This is a genomic window from Amycolatopsis thermalba (assembly GCF_003385215.1).
In the GTDB taxonomy this organism is placed as follows: domain Bacteria; phylum Actinomycetota; class Actinomycetes; order Mycobacteriales; family Pseudonocardiaceae; genus Amycolatopsis_E; species Amycolatopsis_E thermalba.
Genome location: NZ_PQHW01000061.1, coordinates 26741 through 41141 on the forward strand (window position 1 = coordinate 26741; position 14401 = coordinate 41141).

Consider the following 14401-nt stretch of genomic DNA (forward strand, 5'->3'; position numbering starts at 1 on the left):
CGGTCTCCCCTGGCGGGGTGCCAGCAGGTCTTCGGACTCGGGGTCGTCCGGGCGGAACGCCTTCCCGGACCGCGTGGTCCAGTGGCCGTTGTCCCGCCCGTCGCCGCTCACCGCTGCGCGTCAGTTCCGGATTCGCACCGGATTCCCTGGCCCTTGGCGGGCACGACTGGCGCGCCCACGCTACCAGGCCTGCCAGGCCAGGGTCACGGCCAGGCCGATGCCCGCGAGGGCGATCGCGACGCGCAGCGGGGCCGGCGGCAGCCGCCGCACCACCGCCGGGCCCACGAAGGAACCGGCGATCAGGCCGACGCACAGGGCCGCCGCCGCGGGCCAGAGCACCGGGCCGGTGAACGCGAACACCAGGGCGGCCACCAGGTTCGCCGCGCCGGTCACGATGTTCTTCGCCGCGTTCGTGCGCGCCAGCGGTTGGGTCCACGCTGCGGACAGCAGGGCCAGCATGATCACGCCGGCCGCGGCGCCGAAGTACCCGCCGTAGATCGCGACCAGGAACGCGCCCCCCGCGGTGCCCGCGGTGAGCCCGCCGTCGCCGCGGCCGGCGCGCTCGGCCAGCCGCGGGGAGAACAGCAGCAGCACCGACGCGCCGCCGATGAGGAACGGGACGATGTAGGCGAACGTGCCCTCGGGCGTGAGCAGCAGCAGGGCGCTGCCCGCCGCGCCGCCGACCGCGGTGATCGCGCACAGCCGCAGCAACCGCGTCCGCTGGCCCCGCAGCTCGGGCCGGGAACCGGCCGCGGACCCGACCGTGTTGCCCATCAGCGCCACGGTGTTGGTCACGTTCGCGGCGACCGGCGGCATCCCGATCGCCAGCAGCGCCGGGTACGACACCAGCGACGCGAGCCCGGCGATCGACCCGGTCAGGCCCGCGCCGACCCCGGCCACCACGAGGAAAACCAGCTGCCACGGGCCGAGGGTGAGGATCGGGTCAGCGGGCACGTCGGGTCAATTTACCGCAGCGGCAACCGGTTTCCCGCCGCGCGAGACGAATCCCACTCCTCCACTGTGGATCCGGCGGACTACGGCTTGCGGGCGGTGACGAGCCAGGTGGCCGCGCCCAGCATCACCCCGTCGGGGGTCTGGTGCGGCTGGAGTGCTTCGGTGAGCGCGGCGACCGCCCGCTCGACGGTCTCCGCCGGATAGCGCTCGAAGATCGCCTTCACCATCGCGCCGCGGCTCAGGAAGCCGGCCGCCTCACGCGCGTCGGCGCCGATCCGGACGGGTTCCCGGACGGCGTCCACCGCGATGCCCGTCAGCCCCGCGCCGCTCAGCAGTTCGCGCAGGTAATCCGGCTGGGCGAAGGAGAACGGGCCGGGGCCGGGCGGGGCGGCGTCGCTGGTGTCGACGTACGGGGCGATGGCGTCCAGCGTCAGCGCCCGGTGCTCGTTCTCCCGCAGGTCCTGCCAGCACAGGAACGCCAGCCGGCCGCCGGGCCGCAGCATGCGGGTGACGTTGGCGAAGGCGGCGAGCGGGTTGTCGAAGAACATCACGCCGAACCGGCTGAGCGCGAGGTCGAAGGTGCCCGCGCCGAAGTCGTGGACCTGCACGTCGGCCTGCTCGAACCGCACCCCGTCGAGACCGGCGGCGCGCTCCCGGGCCACGGCGAGCATCGGGCCGGACAGGTCCGCGCCCAGCACCGTCGCGCCCTGCTTGGCGGCCAGCAGCGTGGTGGTGCCGCAGCCGCAGCCGATGTCGAGGACCCGCTCCCCCGGCTCGATGCGGGCCGCGCCGAGCAGGTGCGGCGTGAGCCGGGCCAGCATGGCGTCGTAGTGCTAGGCGTGGTCGGCCCAGTAGCGGCCGATGTCGCCGTTCCAGTCGCGTGCCTCGTCTTCGTTGGCCATGCGGTCACGTTAGCCGCGTCGCCGCGCCGGTGGCGTAACCTGCGGCCATGTCCTACTCGCGCCCCGCCGCGCCGGAGGAGCTGCGGCCGCTCGAGGTGTTCGGCAACTCGGCGCGGTTCCTCTACGACGAGGACCACTTCCGCGCGCCCGAGCCGGCCGCGAGCTGGCTGGCCGAGCACGAACTGGGCTCGTTCCCCCTGGACACGCGCGGGCTGGAGCGGCTGGTGCGCTTCCGCGAGACGCTGCGCGACCACCTGGACGGGGTGGACGTGTCGGCCGCGCTGAACGAGTTCGCGGCGTCGGCGGTGGCCGGTCCGCGCTGGCCGGGCCCCGCGCTGGCCGCGGCGCTGGAGGGTGTGGACGGCCTGATCGCGCGGCTGCTGGAGGTGCTGTTCCGCGCCGAGGTGACGGGCCAGGCGCGGCGGCTGAAGCCGTGCCGGGCGCCGGAGTGCCGCTGGCTGTTCTACGACCGCTCCCCGGCCGGGAAGAGCGTGTGGTGCAGCATGGACCTCTGCGGGGCGCGGCACAAGATGCGGGCGTACCGCTCGCGCCGCTGAGCAGTGCCCCAGCCGGGTGGCCTCAGCCCAGCCGCAGGCGCTCCCCCAGCCTCGTGATGTAGCCGACCACCTCGTCGGCGTCCCGGTCCGGCAGGCCGAACAGCACCTCGGTCACCCCGAGCGACCTCCAGTGCGCCAGCAGCTCCTCGTCCGGGCGTCCGGCGAGCGCGATCACCCTCGGCTGCCCCTCCCGGCCGGCGTCCTGCCAGATCTTGCGCAGCAGGCGCACCTTGTCGTCCAGGTGGTGGTCCCGCGGCGTGGTCAGCCAGCCGTCGGCGGAGCGCGCGATCCAGGCGAACGTCCGCTCCGTGCCGCCCGCCCCGATCACCACCGGCACGTCCCCCACCGGCTTCGGCCACGCCCACGACGGGCCGAACCGCACGTGCGCACCCTCGTACGACGCCTCCTCGGCGGTCCACAGCGCCCGCACCGCCTCCAGGTACTCGCGCAGCACCGTCCGCCGCTGCCCGGCCGGGAGGCCGTGGTCGGTCAGCTCGTCGGCGTTCCACCCGAACCCCGCCCCGAGCACGACCCGGCCGCCGGACAGGTGGTCGAGCGAGGCGATCGTCTTGGCCAGGGTGATCGGGTCGTGCTCGGCGGGCAGCGCGACCGCCGTCGACAGGGTGATCCGCCGCGTCACCGAGGCCGCCGTGGCCAGGGCGACCCACGGGTCGAGCGTGCGCAGGTACCGGTCGTCGGGCAGCTCGGCGGTGCCGGTGCCCGGATGCGCCGCCTCCCGGCGGACCGGGATGTGGGTGTGCTCCGGCACCGCGAACGAGTCGAACCCGGCGTCCTCCGCCACCCGCGCCGCGTCGGCGGGCGCGATCCCGCGGTCACTGGTGAACAGCACGACCCCACACCGCACGGCGGCCTCCCGTCTCCGAAGACTAGAACACGTTCTAGTAAATCACGCCGGCGGAAGCCGGTGCACGGCCCGAGGCGTGACCGTCACGCGGTGCGCAGCGAGCGGGCCCACTCGGCGAGGTCGGTGACCGTCCACTCCGGACTCGGGTGGGCCGGGAGCGGGCGGCGGCCGTCGCGGGTGACGAAGGCCGTGCGCAGCCCGGCGGCCTGGGCGCCGGCGATGTCCCAGTCGTGCGCGGCGACCATGACCGGCGGCTCGCCGTCGTGCTCGACCAGCGCGTAGGCGGCCGGTGACGGCTTGAGCGCGCCGGCCGCTTCGGCCGAGTAGAGCGCATCGAAGCCCAGGTCCGCCAGCTGCGCCTCGATCACCGCCTGCGGCGAGTTGCCGAGCGCCACCAGCCGGTGCCCCTGGTCGCGCAGCTCGTCCAGGGCCGGGACGACGTCCGGGTGCGGCGGCAGCGACCGCAGGGTCTCGGCGAGCTTCGGCACGTCCACCTCGGGCGTGATCGTGCGCGCACAGGCTCCGGCCAGCTGCGCGAAATCCTGGTACCGGTCGCTCGCGGTGACCACCAGCGCGGTGTGGATGAGCAGGTCGAACCACCGCGTGCGGGCCTCGGTGCCACCGAGGACGTCGTCCAGCGGCGCGAGGTCGAGCAGCGTTTCGTTGATGTCGAAGACCAGCAGCATCCCGGCAAGGTACTATCACCTTCGTACCTAGGACAAGGGGACGCGATGGACCTCGATCTCGGCACCGTGCTGTCGGCCCTGGCCGATCGGCACCGGCGCGGGGTGGTCGTCGACCTGCTGGACCGGCCGGACGGCGAGCACGCGTGCGCCTCGTTCGAGCTGCCGGTCGCCAAATCGACCCGTACCCACCACTGGCGCGTGCTGCGGCAGGCCGGGCTGATCCACCAGCGCGACGCCGGCAACGGCAGCTTCGTGCGGCTGCGCCGGGACGAGATCAGCGCGCGCTTCCCGGGCCTGCTGGACTCGATCCGGCACGCCCACCACGACGAAAGGCGATCCGAGTGACCTTCTCCACTGCCGACCTGGTCGACGAGCACGGCGACGAGCTCCGGGTGTGCGACACGCAGTTCCGCCAGTTCGGCGGGCGGCGGGTGTTCTCCGGGCGGGTCCGGACCGTGTCGTGCCACCAGGACAACGGCCTGGTCAAGCAGCTGCTCGCCACGCCGGGCGAGGACGCGGTGCTGGTGGTCGACGGCCGCGGTTCGCTGCACACCGCGCTGACCGGTGATCTGATCGCGGGGTCGGCGGTGGAGAACGGCTGGGCCGGGCTGGTGATCAACGGAGCGGTGCGGGACAGCGCGGTGCTGGCCGGGCTGCCGATCGGGATCAAGGCGCTGGGGACGAACCCGCGCAAGAGCAGCAAGGCGGGCCACGGCGCGGTGGACGTCCCGGTCGGCTTCGGCGGGGTGACGTTCCACCCGGGAGACCTGCTGTACTCCGATGATGACGGCATCGTCCTGCTGACGAGCTAGCCGCGGCCCGCGGGCGGGTGGGCTGCGAAGCGGATGACCGCAGCGCGGACCGACCGCGACGCGGCGCCCCGCGAAGCGGGGGTTGGCCGCGCAGCGGCAACCCGCGAAGCGGCGGTTGGCCGCCCAGCAGCAAACCGCGAAGCGGCGGTTGGCCGCCCAGCAGCAAACCGCGAAGCGGCGGTTGGCCGCCCAGCAGCAAACCGCGAAGCGGCGGTTGGCCGCCCAGCAGCAAACCGCGAAGCGGCGGTTGGCCGCCCAGCGGCAACCCGCGAAGCGGCGGTTGGCCGCCCAGCGGCAACCCGCGAAGCGGCGGTTGGCCGCCCAGCAGCAAACCGCGAAGCGGCGGTTGGCCGCCCAGCGGCAACCCGCGAAGCGGCGGTTGGCCGCCCAGCGGCAACCCGCGAAGCGGCGGTTGGCCGCCCAGCGGCAACCCGCGAAGCGGCGGTTGGCCGCCCAGCGGCAACCCGCGAAGCGGCGGTTGGCCGCCCAGCGGCAACCCGCGAAGCGGGCGAACCGCCACCGGGCGGCCCGCCCCCGGGGCGGGCCGGCAGCACCGGCCCGCCCGGGCTCAGCGTCCCGCGGCGACCAGCGCCCGCTCGGTCAGCACGCGCGCCAGGTGCTGCCGGTACTCGGCCGTCGCGTGGGGCTCGTCGGCTGGGGAGGTGCCCTCCGCGGCCAGCGCGGCCGCCTCGGCGGCCGACGCGCCACCCGCCAAGGCCGCCTCGGTCGCCGTGGCGCGCAACGGCGTGCCGCCCATGTTGATCAGCGACACCGCGCCCCCGGCGACCACCACCCCGACGATCGCCCAGTCGATCGAGCGCCGCGTGAACTTCTCGAACGCCCAGCCCGCGCCGTCCTGCACCGGGATCCGCACCTCGGTCAGCAGCTCCTCCGGCGCGAGCGGCGTCTCGAACGGCCCCTGGAAGAACTCGGCCGCGGGAATCCGCCGCTCACCGTCCGGGCCGCGCGCCACCAGCACCCCGCCCACGGCCAGGATCGCCGCGGGCAGGTCGGCCGCCGGGTCGGCGTGCACCAGCGAACCGCCGATCGTGCCGCGGTGGCGGACCTGCTGGTCCCCCACCTCGCCCGCGCCGTGCGCGAGCAGCGGCGCGTGCTCGGCCAGCACCGGGTCGTGGTGCAGGTCGTGGTAGCGCGTCATGGCCCCGACCGCGATCTCGCCGCCCTCGGCGCGCACGTACCGCAGCTCGTCCAGCGGGCCGATGTCGATGACGACCTCCGGCGCGGCGAAGCGCAGTTTCATCAGCGGCAGCAGGGACTGCCCGCCGGCCAGCAGCTTGGCGTCGTCCCCGTGCTCGGCGACCGCGGCCAGCGCATCGTCCACAGAGGACACCCGCCGGTAGGTGAACTGCACCGGGATCACCGCTGGACCTCCTGCCCGGACGCGTTCATCACGGCGTTGACGATGTTGTGGTAACCCGTGCAGCGGCACAGGTTCCCCTCCAGGCCCTCGCGCACCTCCTGGCGCGTGGGCTTCGGGTTGTGCTCCAGCAGCGACACCGACGCCATGATCATCCCCGGGGTGCAGAACCCGCACTGCAGGCCGTGCTCCTCGCGGAACGCGCGCTGCACCGGGTGCAGGTCGCCGCCCTCGCCGCCCAGACCCTCCAGCGTGGTGACCGAGTGCCCGTCGGCCTGCGCGGCCAGCACCGTGCACGACTTCACGGACTCGCCGTCGAGCAGGACCGTGCAGGCGCCGCAGGACGTGGTGTCGCACCCGATGTTCGTCGCCGTCAGCCCGGCCTGCTCCCGCACGAAGTGGACCAGCAGGGTGCGGTCCTCGACCTCCTCGGAGACCGTCGTGCCGTTGATCTCGATCGAGACCTTCACTTCAGTTCGCCTTCCTCGCGTCGGTGAGAGCCTGCCAGACCCGCAGCGGGGTGGTGGGCATGTCGAGATGACGCACGCCCAGGTGGGACAGCGCGTCGACGACCGCGTTGTGCACCGCGGGCGTCGCGCCGATCGTCGCCGCCTCGCCGATTCCCTTGACCCCCAGCAGGTTCCGCGTCGTCGGGGTCTCGGAGTCGACCAGCTCGAAGTCGGGCAGCTCGGTCGCGGTGATGAACGAGTAGTCGGCCAGGGTGGCGGTGGTCGGGTTGCCGTCGGCGTCGTAGTTCATGACCTCCAGCAGCGCCTGCGCGGCGCCCTGGCCGAGCCCGCCGTGCCGCTGGCCCTGGAAGGCGAGCGGGTTGACGATCGGGCCGGCGTCGTCGCACGCGATGATCCGCCTCAGCTCGACCTTCCCGGTGAGGGTGTCCACCTCGACGACCGCGAGGTGCGCGCCGAACGGGAACGTCGGCTGGCCGTCGCCGAACCACACGTCGGCGGTCAGGTCGGCCTGCTCGGCGACCTGCGCCCAGGTGACCGAACCGCTCGCGGGCGCGCCGCGCACCTGGAAGGCGCCGTCGGCGAGTTCGATGTCGTCGGGGCTGGCCTCCAGCCGGTCGGCGGCGAGCGCGCGGGCCTGCTCGATGACCTGGTCGGCGGCCTGACGCAGCGCGGAACCGCCCAGCTGCAGCGATCGCGACCCGAAGGTGCCGATCGCCCTGGGCACCTCGTCGGTGTCGCCGTGCCGGATGCTGATCTTCTCGATCGGCACGCCGAGCTGGTCGGACAGCAGCATCGCCAGCGTGGTGTCCAGGCCCTGGCCGTGCGGGGAGGCGCCGGTCCACGCGGTGACCGTGCCGTCCGGGTTGATGTGCACCTTGCCCGCCTCGCCGGCCCGGTCGTTGCCGGTCACCTCGACGTAGGCGGACAGGCCGAGGCCGAGCACCACCGGGTCGCCGGCCTCGCGGCGGCGGGCCTGCTCGGCGCGCAGCTGCTCGTACCCGCCGGCCTCCAGCACCTGGTCCAGGACCTTCGCGTACTCGCCGGTGTCGTAGTTCGCGCCGGTCGGCGACTGGTACGGGAACTCGTCCGGGCGGATGAAGTTCACCCGGCGCACCTGCGCCGGGTCCATGCCGATCTCCGCGGCGAACAGGTCCATCGCGCGCTCGATGGCGGCCGCCGCCTCGGGCCGCCCGGCGCCCCGGTACGCGGCGATCGGCGTGGTGTTGGTGACGACGGCTTTGCTGCTCGTCTCCACCTTCGGGAAGTGGTAGACGCCGGTGGCCATCAGCTCGGTCAGCGTCGGCAGGAACATCGTGCGCGGGTAGGCGCCGGCGTCCTGCACCACCTCCAGCCGGAACGCGAGCACGGTGCCATCGCGGCGGCCGCCGATGGTCACGGTGTTCTGCTGCGCGCGGCCGTGCGTCATCGCGACCAGGTTCTCGCTGCGGGTCTCCACCCAGCGGATCGGCCTGCCGGACCGCTTGGACGCCCAGCCCAGCACCACCGACTCCGGATCGGTGCCGATCTTCGCGCCGAAGCCGCCGCCGACGTCCGGGGTGATGACGCGGACGTCGGCGGACTCGACCCCGAGCCCCTTCGCCACCACGGACCGGGAGATCTGCGCGTTCTGCGTGGACAGCCACAGCGTCAGCCGGCCGTCCTCGCCCCACGCGCAGGCCGCGCCGCGCACCTCCAGCGGCGCCGGGGCGACGCGCTGGTTGAGGATCGTCTGCGTGACGACGACCTCGCAGTCGTCGAACGCCTTGTCGTCGAACTCGCCGCCGGTGGTCTGCAGCAGGTTCGTGCCCTGGTCCGGAAACAGCACGGTCTCGTCGCTCAGCGCGCTGTCGATGCTCGCCACCACGTCGAGCGGGTCGTAGTCGACGTCCACCAGTTCGGCGGCGTCGGCGAGCTGGTAGCGCTCCTCGGTCAGCACGAGCGCGACGGGCTCCCCGACGTAGCGGACCACGCCGTCGGCGAGCCACGGTTCCACGACCGGCCCGGCCTTGTGCGGGGCGAGATCGAGGTCCGCGGCCGTGTAGACCGCGACGACCCCGGGCGCCTCCAGCGCGGCCGAGGTGTCGATCGAGGTGATGCGCGCGTGCGCGATCGGGCTGCGCACGAACACCGCGTGCACCGCGCCCGTCAGCGCCTCCACCCGCAGATCCTCGACGTAGGTCCCGCCCTGCGTGATCAGCTGCTGGTCCTCGATCCGGACCACCCTGGTGCCGACGATGCTCAAAACTGGCCTCCCACTACGGATACGTCGCGATCATGCCCGCTGGCGCGGCGGAAGTCACCCTCGGGTTCGCCCGGCGGAAGAAGTCGCTGGCAGGATCTTGGCGAACCTCTGCGGTTCTGCCACTCGTGCCGGCGGGCCTACCGGAGCACGCTCCAGGCATGCGGATGCTGAGCCGAATCCTCACCGGGCTCCGTGAGTTCGCCGCCACGCAGGCCGAGCTCGCCGAGCGCCGCAACCTGCTCGACCGGCCGTGGGAAGAGGAGTTCCTGCACTGGACCGCCGGCGGCGAGCTGCACGGAAAAGTCGTGCCACCGCGCGGACGCCACAGCACGACGCGGTCCGGCTGGTGCCCCGGGCACCAGCGCGCTAACGCAGATCCGCCAGGGATTCCGCGCGGAACTCCGCGGGGGTGCGGCCCGTCGCGCGCTTGAAGACCTGGCCGAAGTGGGACGCGCCGCGGAACCCCCAGCGCGCGGCGATCGCGGCGACCGGCACCGTGGCCAGCCGCGGGTCGGCCAGGTCGCGCCGGCAGCCCTCGACGCGCCGGGCGCGGATCCACGACGAGACCGTGGAACCGGTTCCCGCGAACAGGTTGTGCAGGTGCCGGGGCGAGATGTAGTGCGCGGCGGCGACCGCGGCCGGGCCCAGGTCCGGATCCCCCAGGTGCTCCTCGATCCACTCGCGCACGTGCGCCAGCAACACTTCGCGACGGCCGGGCAGCGTGCGCGTGCCGTGCAGCATCACCGTCACCAGGTCCATCACCGTGCGCACCGCGCGGGGGCCGTGCGGGCCCAGTGATGCCACGTTCCGGTTGAGGCTGAGCAGCATGCCCCACACGGTGGACGGCAGCCCGGGTTCACACTCGAAGGCGGTCGCGGTGATCCCGGGCGGCGGCGCGGGCAGGTACCGCTTGGGGAACCGGACGCACGTGGAGCGGTAGTCGTCGCTGGAGACGATCGTCGCCGGTCGCGCCGAGTCGTAGAGGGCGAAGTGGCCCGGTTCGAGGACCGCGACGCGCCCGTCCTGCGCCAGCCACAGCTTTCCGGACAGCTGCAGGGTCATCACGTAGAAGTCCGGCTCGTCCGGGGAGATCGTGGCCGCGTCGCGGTACGCGGCGTGCCGTCCGCTCTCCATGTCGACGAAGTTGACGTCGGCGAGCGGGCGGTTGCTGACGATCCCGGCGAACGCGCGCGGCCGCTCGCAGTCGAAGCGGAACCGCAGCACGCTGCGCTGCACGGCGTGCGTCCACGAGCCGAACTCGACCTTCGGCCCGGAGGCCGCGGGCGCCACGGCCACCACGTCCGCGAGTGACGTCATCGTCATCCCCACCGGTTGTGCGCGCATTCGACAGCGGTGTGCGCTCATCGCTCACGACGGGCGCCGTCCGCCGAATCTACCGTGCGGAGACCACCGCGGAAAACCTCAGTGTGGAGGCGTTTTCATGGCGTTCGTCGAAGGTTCCCACCACGTCACGCTGTCCGTCGCGGGCGCGCAGGAGGACGTGGACTTCCACGTCAAGGTGCTGGGCATGCGCCTGATCAAGCGCACGGTCCTGTTCGACGGCTCGCTGCCGATCTACCACCTGTACTACGCCAACGCGGCCGGTGATCCCTCCAGCGTCGTCACCACGTTCCCCTGGGCGCAGGCCGGTTTCCGCGGCAAACGCGGCACGAACCAGGCGCGCGAGGTGCTGCTGTCGGTGCCGCACGACTCGCTGGACTACTGGCACCGGCGCCTGACCGAGCACGACGTCGAGGTGAGCGACGTCGAGGTGTTCGGGCAGCGGCGGCTGGCGTTCCGGCACCCGTCGGGCATCGAGTACTTCTTCGTGGGCAACACCGGCGACGACCGGGTCGGGCACGCGGGGTACGGCGTGCCGCCGGAGTGCGCGATCCACGGCATCCACGGCGTGGGCGTCCACGTCGCGACGCCGGACCGCATGGTGGAGTTCGCCCAGGAGTCGTTCTTCGCCCAGGGCCGTCTCGCCGAGGAGGGCGACCGGGCCGCGCTGCGGATCGGCGACGCCAAGCACGGCAACCACCTCGAGCTGGTCGTGAACCGCACCGACGAGCAGGGCACCTGGGGCTACGGCGCGGGCACCTACCACCACTTCGCCTGGAACGTGGGCAACCTGCGCAACCAGGACGAGGTCAAGTTCGACATCGAGGGCCGCGGCTACACCGACATCTCCGAGCTGAAGGACCGCAAGTACTTCAAGAGCGTCTACGTCCGCACCCCGGGCGGCGCGTTGTTCGAGCTGGCGGTGACGCATCCGGAAGGCGGCTGGACGTGCGACGAGTCGCCGCGGGAACTGGGCACGCGCTTCCAGCTGCCGGAGCAGTTCGAGCACCGCCGCGAGGATCTTGGCCCGGCTCGAACCGATCGAGATCTGACATGGCGGCACCACACGTGACGGGTGGCCACGAGGTCACCGTGCGACGGGGGCAGTTCTGGGTTCCGGGCGAACGGGTGAACACGAGCGGCGGGACCGTGCAGCGGGCGCCGATGTTCGTGCAGTGGGAGGCGCCGCCGGAGGTGTCCCGGCCGTTCCCGCTGGTGCTGGTGCACGGCGGCGGCGGTCAGGGCACCGACTGGACCGGCACCCCGGACGGGCGGCCGGGCTGGGCGACGCGGTTCGTCGAGGCCGGGTTCGCGGTGTACGTGGTGGACCGGTGCGGGCACGGGCGTTCGCCGTACCACCCGGACGTCGTGGCGCCGATGGGCGCACGTTCCCGTACGAGGCGGCGCGGGCGTTGTTCCTGCCCGCGGACCGGCGGGACGAGCAGGTCCAGTGGACCTACGGCGAGGCGGAGGCCGACCAGCTGCTGTGCCCGATGGGCCCGCTGCCGGCGGATCTCGCGGAGTCGCAGCGGATGGACGCCGACCGGCTGGGCCGGTTGCTGGACGTCACCGGCCCCGCGGTGCTGGTGACCCACTCCGCGGGCGGCCCGGTGGGGTGGCTGGCGGCGGACGCGCGGCCGGATCTGGTGGTGGCGATCGTGGCGGTCGAACCGGCCGGGCCGGCGTTCGCCTCGATTCCCGGGATGGGGTCGCTGGACTGGGGGCTGACCGCGGCGCCGATCACCTACGCGCCGCCGGTCGCCGCGGCGGCCGAGGTGCGCGCCGGGATGCGGATCCCGGCGCTGGACGGTAAACCGGTCGTGGTCGTGACCGGCGGCGCGTCGGCGTTCGCGGATTTCGCGCCACAGGTGGTGGATTTCCTGCGCGGCGCGGGCGCCGATGCGGTGCGGCTGCACCTGCCCGACCACGGCGTCAAGGGCAACGGGCACGGGCTGATCTTCGAAGCCAACTCGGACGAGACGGTGCGGCCGGTCATCGACTGGATCCGCGGACTGGAGGGGATGGACGCATGAGCCTGCACGTCAGCGACGAGTTCGACGGGTTGATGGCGCGCCTGGACGAGGCCGCGCCGGTGCTCGCCGCGAACGCCGAGAAGGGCGAGGAACTGGGGCGGCTCACCGACGAGGTCGCGCAGGTGCTGCACGAGACGGGCGCGCTGAAGATCGGGATCCCGCGGGACCTGGGCGGGTACGAGTTCTCGCCGCGGCAGGTCATCGAGACGATCGCGAAGATCGCCTACTCGGACGCGTCGGCCGGGTGGTCGTTCATGGCGTTGCAGATGGTCACCGGCACCACGGCCGCCTACCTCGGCGAGGAGGCCGCGGCGGAGTTGTTCCCGGACGTGCGCGGCAACCGGTACGCGCTGATGGCGGGGCAGGGCACGCGGCTGGGCAAGGCGGTGCGGGCCGACGGCGGGTACGTGATCAACGGGCGGTGGAGCTTCGCGTCCGGGATCTCGATGGCCACGCACATCCACACGGCGGCGCTGTGCGAGGAGACCGGGCAGGCGCTGATCTTCACGTTCCCCAAGGAGCAGGCCACGCTCGCCGGCAACTGGGACGTGATGGGGCTGAAGGCGACCAGCAGCATCGACTACGTGTGCGAGGACGTGTTCGTGCCCTCGACGCACGTGTACGAGATCACCACGATGGCACCCCGCCACGGCGGCGCGATCTACCGGATGGGGCTGGCGAACATGGCCGGCGTGTGCCACACGGGGTGGGCGCTCGGGGTGGGGCGCCGGATGCTCGACGAGATGCGGGCGCTCGCCGTGCGGAAGTCCGGGACGCCGGGCGCGTCGGTGGACACCGGGCAGTTCCACGCGGAGTACGCGCAGGCGGAGGCGGCGGTGCGCGCGGCGCGGGCGTGGGCGATGGAGGTGTGGGAGGCCAACGAGGCGACCCTGGACGGTGGCTCGCTGCTGACCACGGAGCAGGAGACGCTGACCCGGCTGATGCTGAACCACACGACGTGGTCGGTGCACGCGGCGGGCCAGACGGTCTACAAGTGGGCGGCCACGGCGGCACTCCGGCGGGGCGACCTGCAGCGGTTCTTCCGGGACCTCCACGCGGGGACGCAGCACATCACGTCGGGGCCGGTGGTGCTGCAGAACTGCGGCCGCCTGCTGGCCGGCCTGGCGCCGGAGGCGCACTGGGAGTTCCTGGAGCTGACGGACTGACGGCGGCGAGCACGCCGCGCCGGTCGGCGCGACGTGACGAACGGCAAGACGGCGCCCCGGCCGCCGAGCGCGCTGCGCGCGCCCGCGCGCCGCAGGGCGGGCACGCGACGGACGGTGGGGTGGCCGCTCCCCGCGGCGTGTCGGTCACGCCCGCCACCGCCAGCCCCTCCGGCAGCGGCGCTGGCCGGCGGCGCGTCAGCCACGCGGCGGATTTTCGCCGGGTCGGGGCAGCGCATCCGCCGCTCTGGCGGCGCATTCGCTGCCCCCGGCAGCGCGTCAGCCACTCCGCGGAGTACCACGCCCCAGCGGCGCGTTCGCCACCCCAGCGGCGCGTTCGCCACCCCAGCGGCGCGTTCGCCACCCCAGCGGCGCGTTCGCCACCCTGGTGGCGCGTTCGCCACCCCAGCAGCGCATTCGCCACCCCAGCAGCGCATTCGCCACCCCAGCAGCGCGTTCGCCACCCCAGCGGCGCGTTCGCCACCCCGGCGGCGCGTTCGCCGCCCCGGCGGCGCGTTCGCCGCCCCGGCGGCGCGTTCGCCGCCCTGGTGGCGAATGTTCCGCCCCAGCCGCGCGTCAGCCACTCCGCCGCAGTGCCCGCCACGCCGGGCGGCGCGCTCGCCCCTTCCAGCGGCGTCTCCGCCACCCCCGCGATCGTGCCGGCCACCGCGCGGCGTGTCAGCCCCCAGCCGCTACGGGCAGAGCCGGAAGTGCGTCGTCAGGCGATGCTGGTCGTCGGTCACGTGGAAGGCCAGCGCGGGCGGCCGGTCATGGTCGAGCGGTCCGCCCTCGGCCCAGCCCGCCTCCCCGCCCGTCTCCCACGGCAGCGTCAGCGAAGACACCACCCCGGGCGCCACCACCACCGGCCGCCCGGCGAAGGTCGTCACCGCGGGCGTGTGCGCGTGCCCGCAGAACCGCCCCACCACGTCCGGGTGCCGCGCGACCCCCGCCGCCAGCCGCGCCCGCTCGTGCTACCCGATACCTGTCTCCTATAGACA

The 14401-nt window shown here is 73.6% G+C and carries 15 protein-coding genes and 1 riboswitch; of the genes, 6 read left to right on the forward strand and 9 right to left on the reverse strand.

What is annotated here, in order from left to right; genetic code table 11:
- Nucleotides 1–5: 5 nt before the first annotated feature.
- Nucleotides 6–186, reverse strand: a riboswitch (cobalamin riboswitch).
- Together D0D15_RS22605 and D0D15_RS22610 are read right to left on the reverse strand one after the other, a co-directional pair.
- On the reverse strand, nucleotides 181–954 hold the full coding sequence (locus tag D0D15_RS22605; protein WP_115944711.1) for a sulfite exporter TauE/SafE family protein: 774 nt from the start codon (nucleotides 952–954) through the stop codon (nucleotides 181–183). Its footprint overlaps the riboswitch before it by 6 nt.
- An 80-nt stretch (nucleotides 955–1034) precedes the next feature.
- Entirely contained in the window at nucleotides 1035–1775 is a 741-nt protein-coding gene (locus D0D15_RS22610) for a class I SAM-dependent methyltransferase (protein WP_233157503.1), read from the reverse strand.
- Nucleotides 1776–1903: 128 nt separating this feature from the next.
- On the opposite strand from D0D15_RS22610, the gene D0D15_RS22615 reads away from it, so the two are divergent.
- Nucleotides 1904–2413, forward strand: coding sequence for a CGNR zinc finger domain-containing protein (locus tag D0D15_RS22615; protein ID WP_115944712.1), 510 nt, complete (start codon nucleotides 1904–1906; stop codon nucleotides 2411–2413).
- 22 nt (nucleotides 2414–2435) lie between these two features.
- On the opposite strand, the gene D0D15_RS22620 is transcribed toward D0D15_RS22615, so the two are convergent.
- Nucleotides 2436–3278, reverse strand: coding sequence for an LLM class F420-dependent oxidoreductase (locus tag D0D15_RS22620; protein WP_115944713.1), 843 nt, complete (start codon nucleotides 3276–3278; stop codon nucleotides 2436–2438).
- Between the two features lie 83 nt (nucleotides 3279–3361).
- Nucleotides 3362–3964, reverse strand: a complete 603-nt coding sequence (locus D0D15_RS22625) for an HAD family hydrolase (RefSeq protein WP_094008473.1) — start codon at nucleotides 3962–3964, stop codon at nucleotides 3362–3364.
- Between the two features lie 45 nt (nucleotides 3965–4009).
- Between D0D15_RS22625 and D0D15_RS22630 the strand changes: the two genes are divergently transcribed.
- Both D0D15_RS22630 and rraA read left to right on the forward strand, forming a co-directional pair.
- Nucleotides 4010–4309 (forward strand): ArsR/SmtB family transcription factor, encoded by a 300-nt coding sequence (locus D0D15_RS22630; protein ID WP_094008472.1) that lies wholly within the window; start codon nucleotides 4010–4012, stop codon nucleotides 4307–4309.
- Entirely contained in the window at nucleotides 4306–4776 is a 471-nt protein-coding gene (rraA, locus tag D0D15_RS22635) for a ribonuclease E activity regulator RraA (RefSeq protein ID WP_094008471.1), read from the forward strand. Before D0D15_RS22630 ends, rraA begins: the two co-directional genes overlap by 4 nt.
- A gap of 568 nt (nucleotides 4777–5344) precedes the next feature.
- Here the strand turns inward: rraA and D0D15_RS22640 are convergent.
- From D0D15_RS22640 to D0D15_RS22660, 4 genes are all read right to left on the reverse strand, one after another.
- Nucleotides 5345–6157 carry an FAD binding domain-containing protein gene (locus D0D15_RS22640; RefSeq protein ID WP_115944714.1) on the reverse strand — a complete coding sequence of 271 codons (813 nt, stop codon included), beginning with the start codon at nucleotides 6155–6157 and terminating at the stop codon, nucleotides 5345–5347.
- Complete coding sequence (locus D0D15_RS22645) at nucleotides 6154–6624, reverse strand: (2Fe-2S)-binding protein (protein ID WP_094008465.1); 471 nt, start codon at nucleotides 6622–6624, stop codon at nucleotides 6154–6156. The genes D0D15_RS22640 and D0D15_RS22645 overlap by 4 nt, the downstream gene beginning before the upstream one ends.
- A 1-nt stretch (nucleotide 6625) precedes the next feature.
- Nucleotides 6626–8866, reverse strand: coding sequence for a xanthine dehydrogenase family protein molybdopterin-binding subunit (locus D0D15_RS22650; RefSeq protein WP_094008464.1), 2241 nt, complete (start codon nucleotides 8864–8866; stop codon nucleotides 6626–6628).
- A 366-nt stretch (nucleotides 8867–9232) separates the two neighbouring features.
- Nucleotides 9233–10189: an AraC-like ligand-binding domain-containing protein gene (locus D0D15_RS22660; protein WP_094008462.1), complete on the reverse strand. Its 957-nt coding sequence runs from the start codon at nucleotides 10187–10189 to the stop codon at nucleotides 9233–9235.
- Nucleotides 10190–10307: 118 nt separating this feature from the next.
- Between D0D15_RS22660 and D0D15_RS22665 the strand changes: the two genes are divergently transcribed.
- The 3 genes from D0D15_RS22665 to D0D15_RS22675 all read left to right on the forward strand — a co-directional run bounded on the left by D0D15_RS22665 (nucleotide 10308) and on the right by D0D15_RS22675 (nucleotide 13406).
- Nucleotides 10308–11279 (forward strand): VOC family protein, encoded by a 972-nt coding sequence (locus D0D15_RS22665; RefSeq protein ID WP_115944715.1) that lies wholly within the window; start codon nucleotides 10308–10310, stop codon nucleotides 11277–11279.
- Nucleotides 11280–11538: 259 nt separating this feature from the next.
- A complete protein-coding gene (locus tag D0D15_RS22670; RefSeq protein WP_233157500.1) occupies nucleotides 11539–12240 on the forward strand; it encodes an alpha/beta hydrolase family protein in 702 nt (233 codons plus the stop codon).
- Nucleotides 12237–13406, forward strand: coding sequence for an acyl-CoA dehydrogenase family protein (locus D0D15_RS22675; RefSeq protein WP_094008461.1), 1170 nt, complete (start codon nucleotides 12237–12239; stop codon nucleotides 13404–13406). The genes D0D15_RS22670 and D0D15_RS22675 overlap by 4 nt, the downstream gene beginning before the upstream one ends.
- 689 nt (nucleotides 13407–14095) lie before the next feature.
- On the opposite strand, the gene D0D15_RS22680 is transcribed toward D0D15_RS22675, so the two are convergent.
- Nucleotides 14096–14290: a hypothetical protein gene (locus D0D15_RS22680; protein ID WP_208646186.1), complete on the reverse strand. Its 195-nt coding sequence runs from the start codon at nucleotides 14288–14290 to the stop codon at nucleotides 14096–14098.
- Nucleotides 14291–14401: the final 111 nt, after the last annotated feature.

Excerpts from the sequence above, each read along its gene's own strand:
- D0D15_RS22610 (WP_233157503.1), bottom strand. The coding sequence starts at position 1,775 with ATGCTGGCCCGGCTCACGCCGCACCTGCTCGGCGCGGCCCGCATCGAG.
- D0D15_RS22675 (WP_094008461.1), top strand. The coding sequence starts at position 12,237 with ATGAGCCTGCACGTCAGCGACGAGTTCGACGGGTTGATGGCGCGCCTG.
- D0D15_RS22660 (WP_094008462.1), bottom strand. The coding sequence starts at position 10,189 with ATGACGATGACGTCACTCGCGGACGTGGTGGCCGTGGCGCCCGCGGCC.
- D0D15_RS22625 (WP_094008473.1), bottom strand. The coding sequence starts at position 3,964 with ATGCTGCTGGTCTTCGACATCAACGAAACGCTGCTCGACCTCGCGCCG.
- D0D15_RS22630 (WP_094008472.1), top strand. The coding sequence starts at position 4,010 with ATGGACCTCGATCTCGGCACCGTGCTGTCGGCCCTGGCCGATCGGCAC.
- D0D15_RS22665 (WP_115944715.1), top strand. The coding sequence starts at position 10,308 with ATGGCGTTCGTCGAAGGTTCCCACCACGTCACGCTGTCCGTCGCGGGC.
- D0D15_RS22615 (WP_115944712.1), top strand. The coding sequence starts at position 1,904 with ATGTCCTACTCGCGCCCCGCCGCGCCGGAGGAGCTGCGGCCGCTCGAG.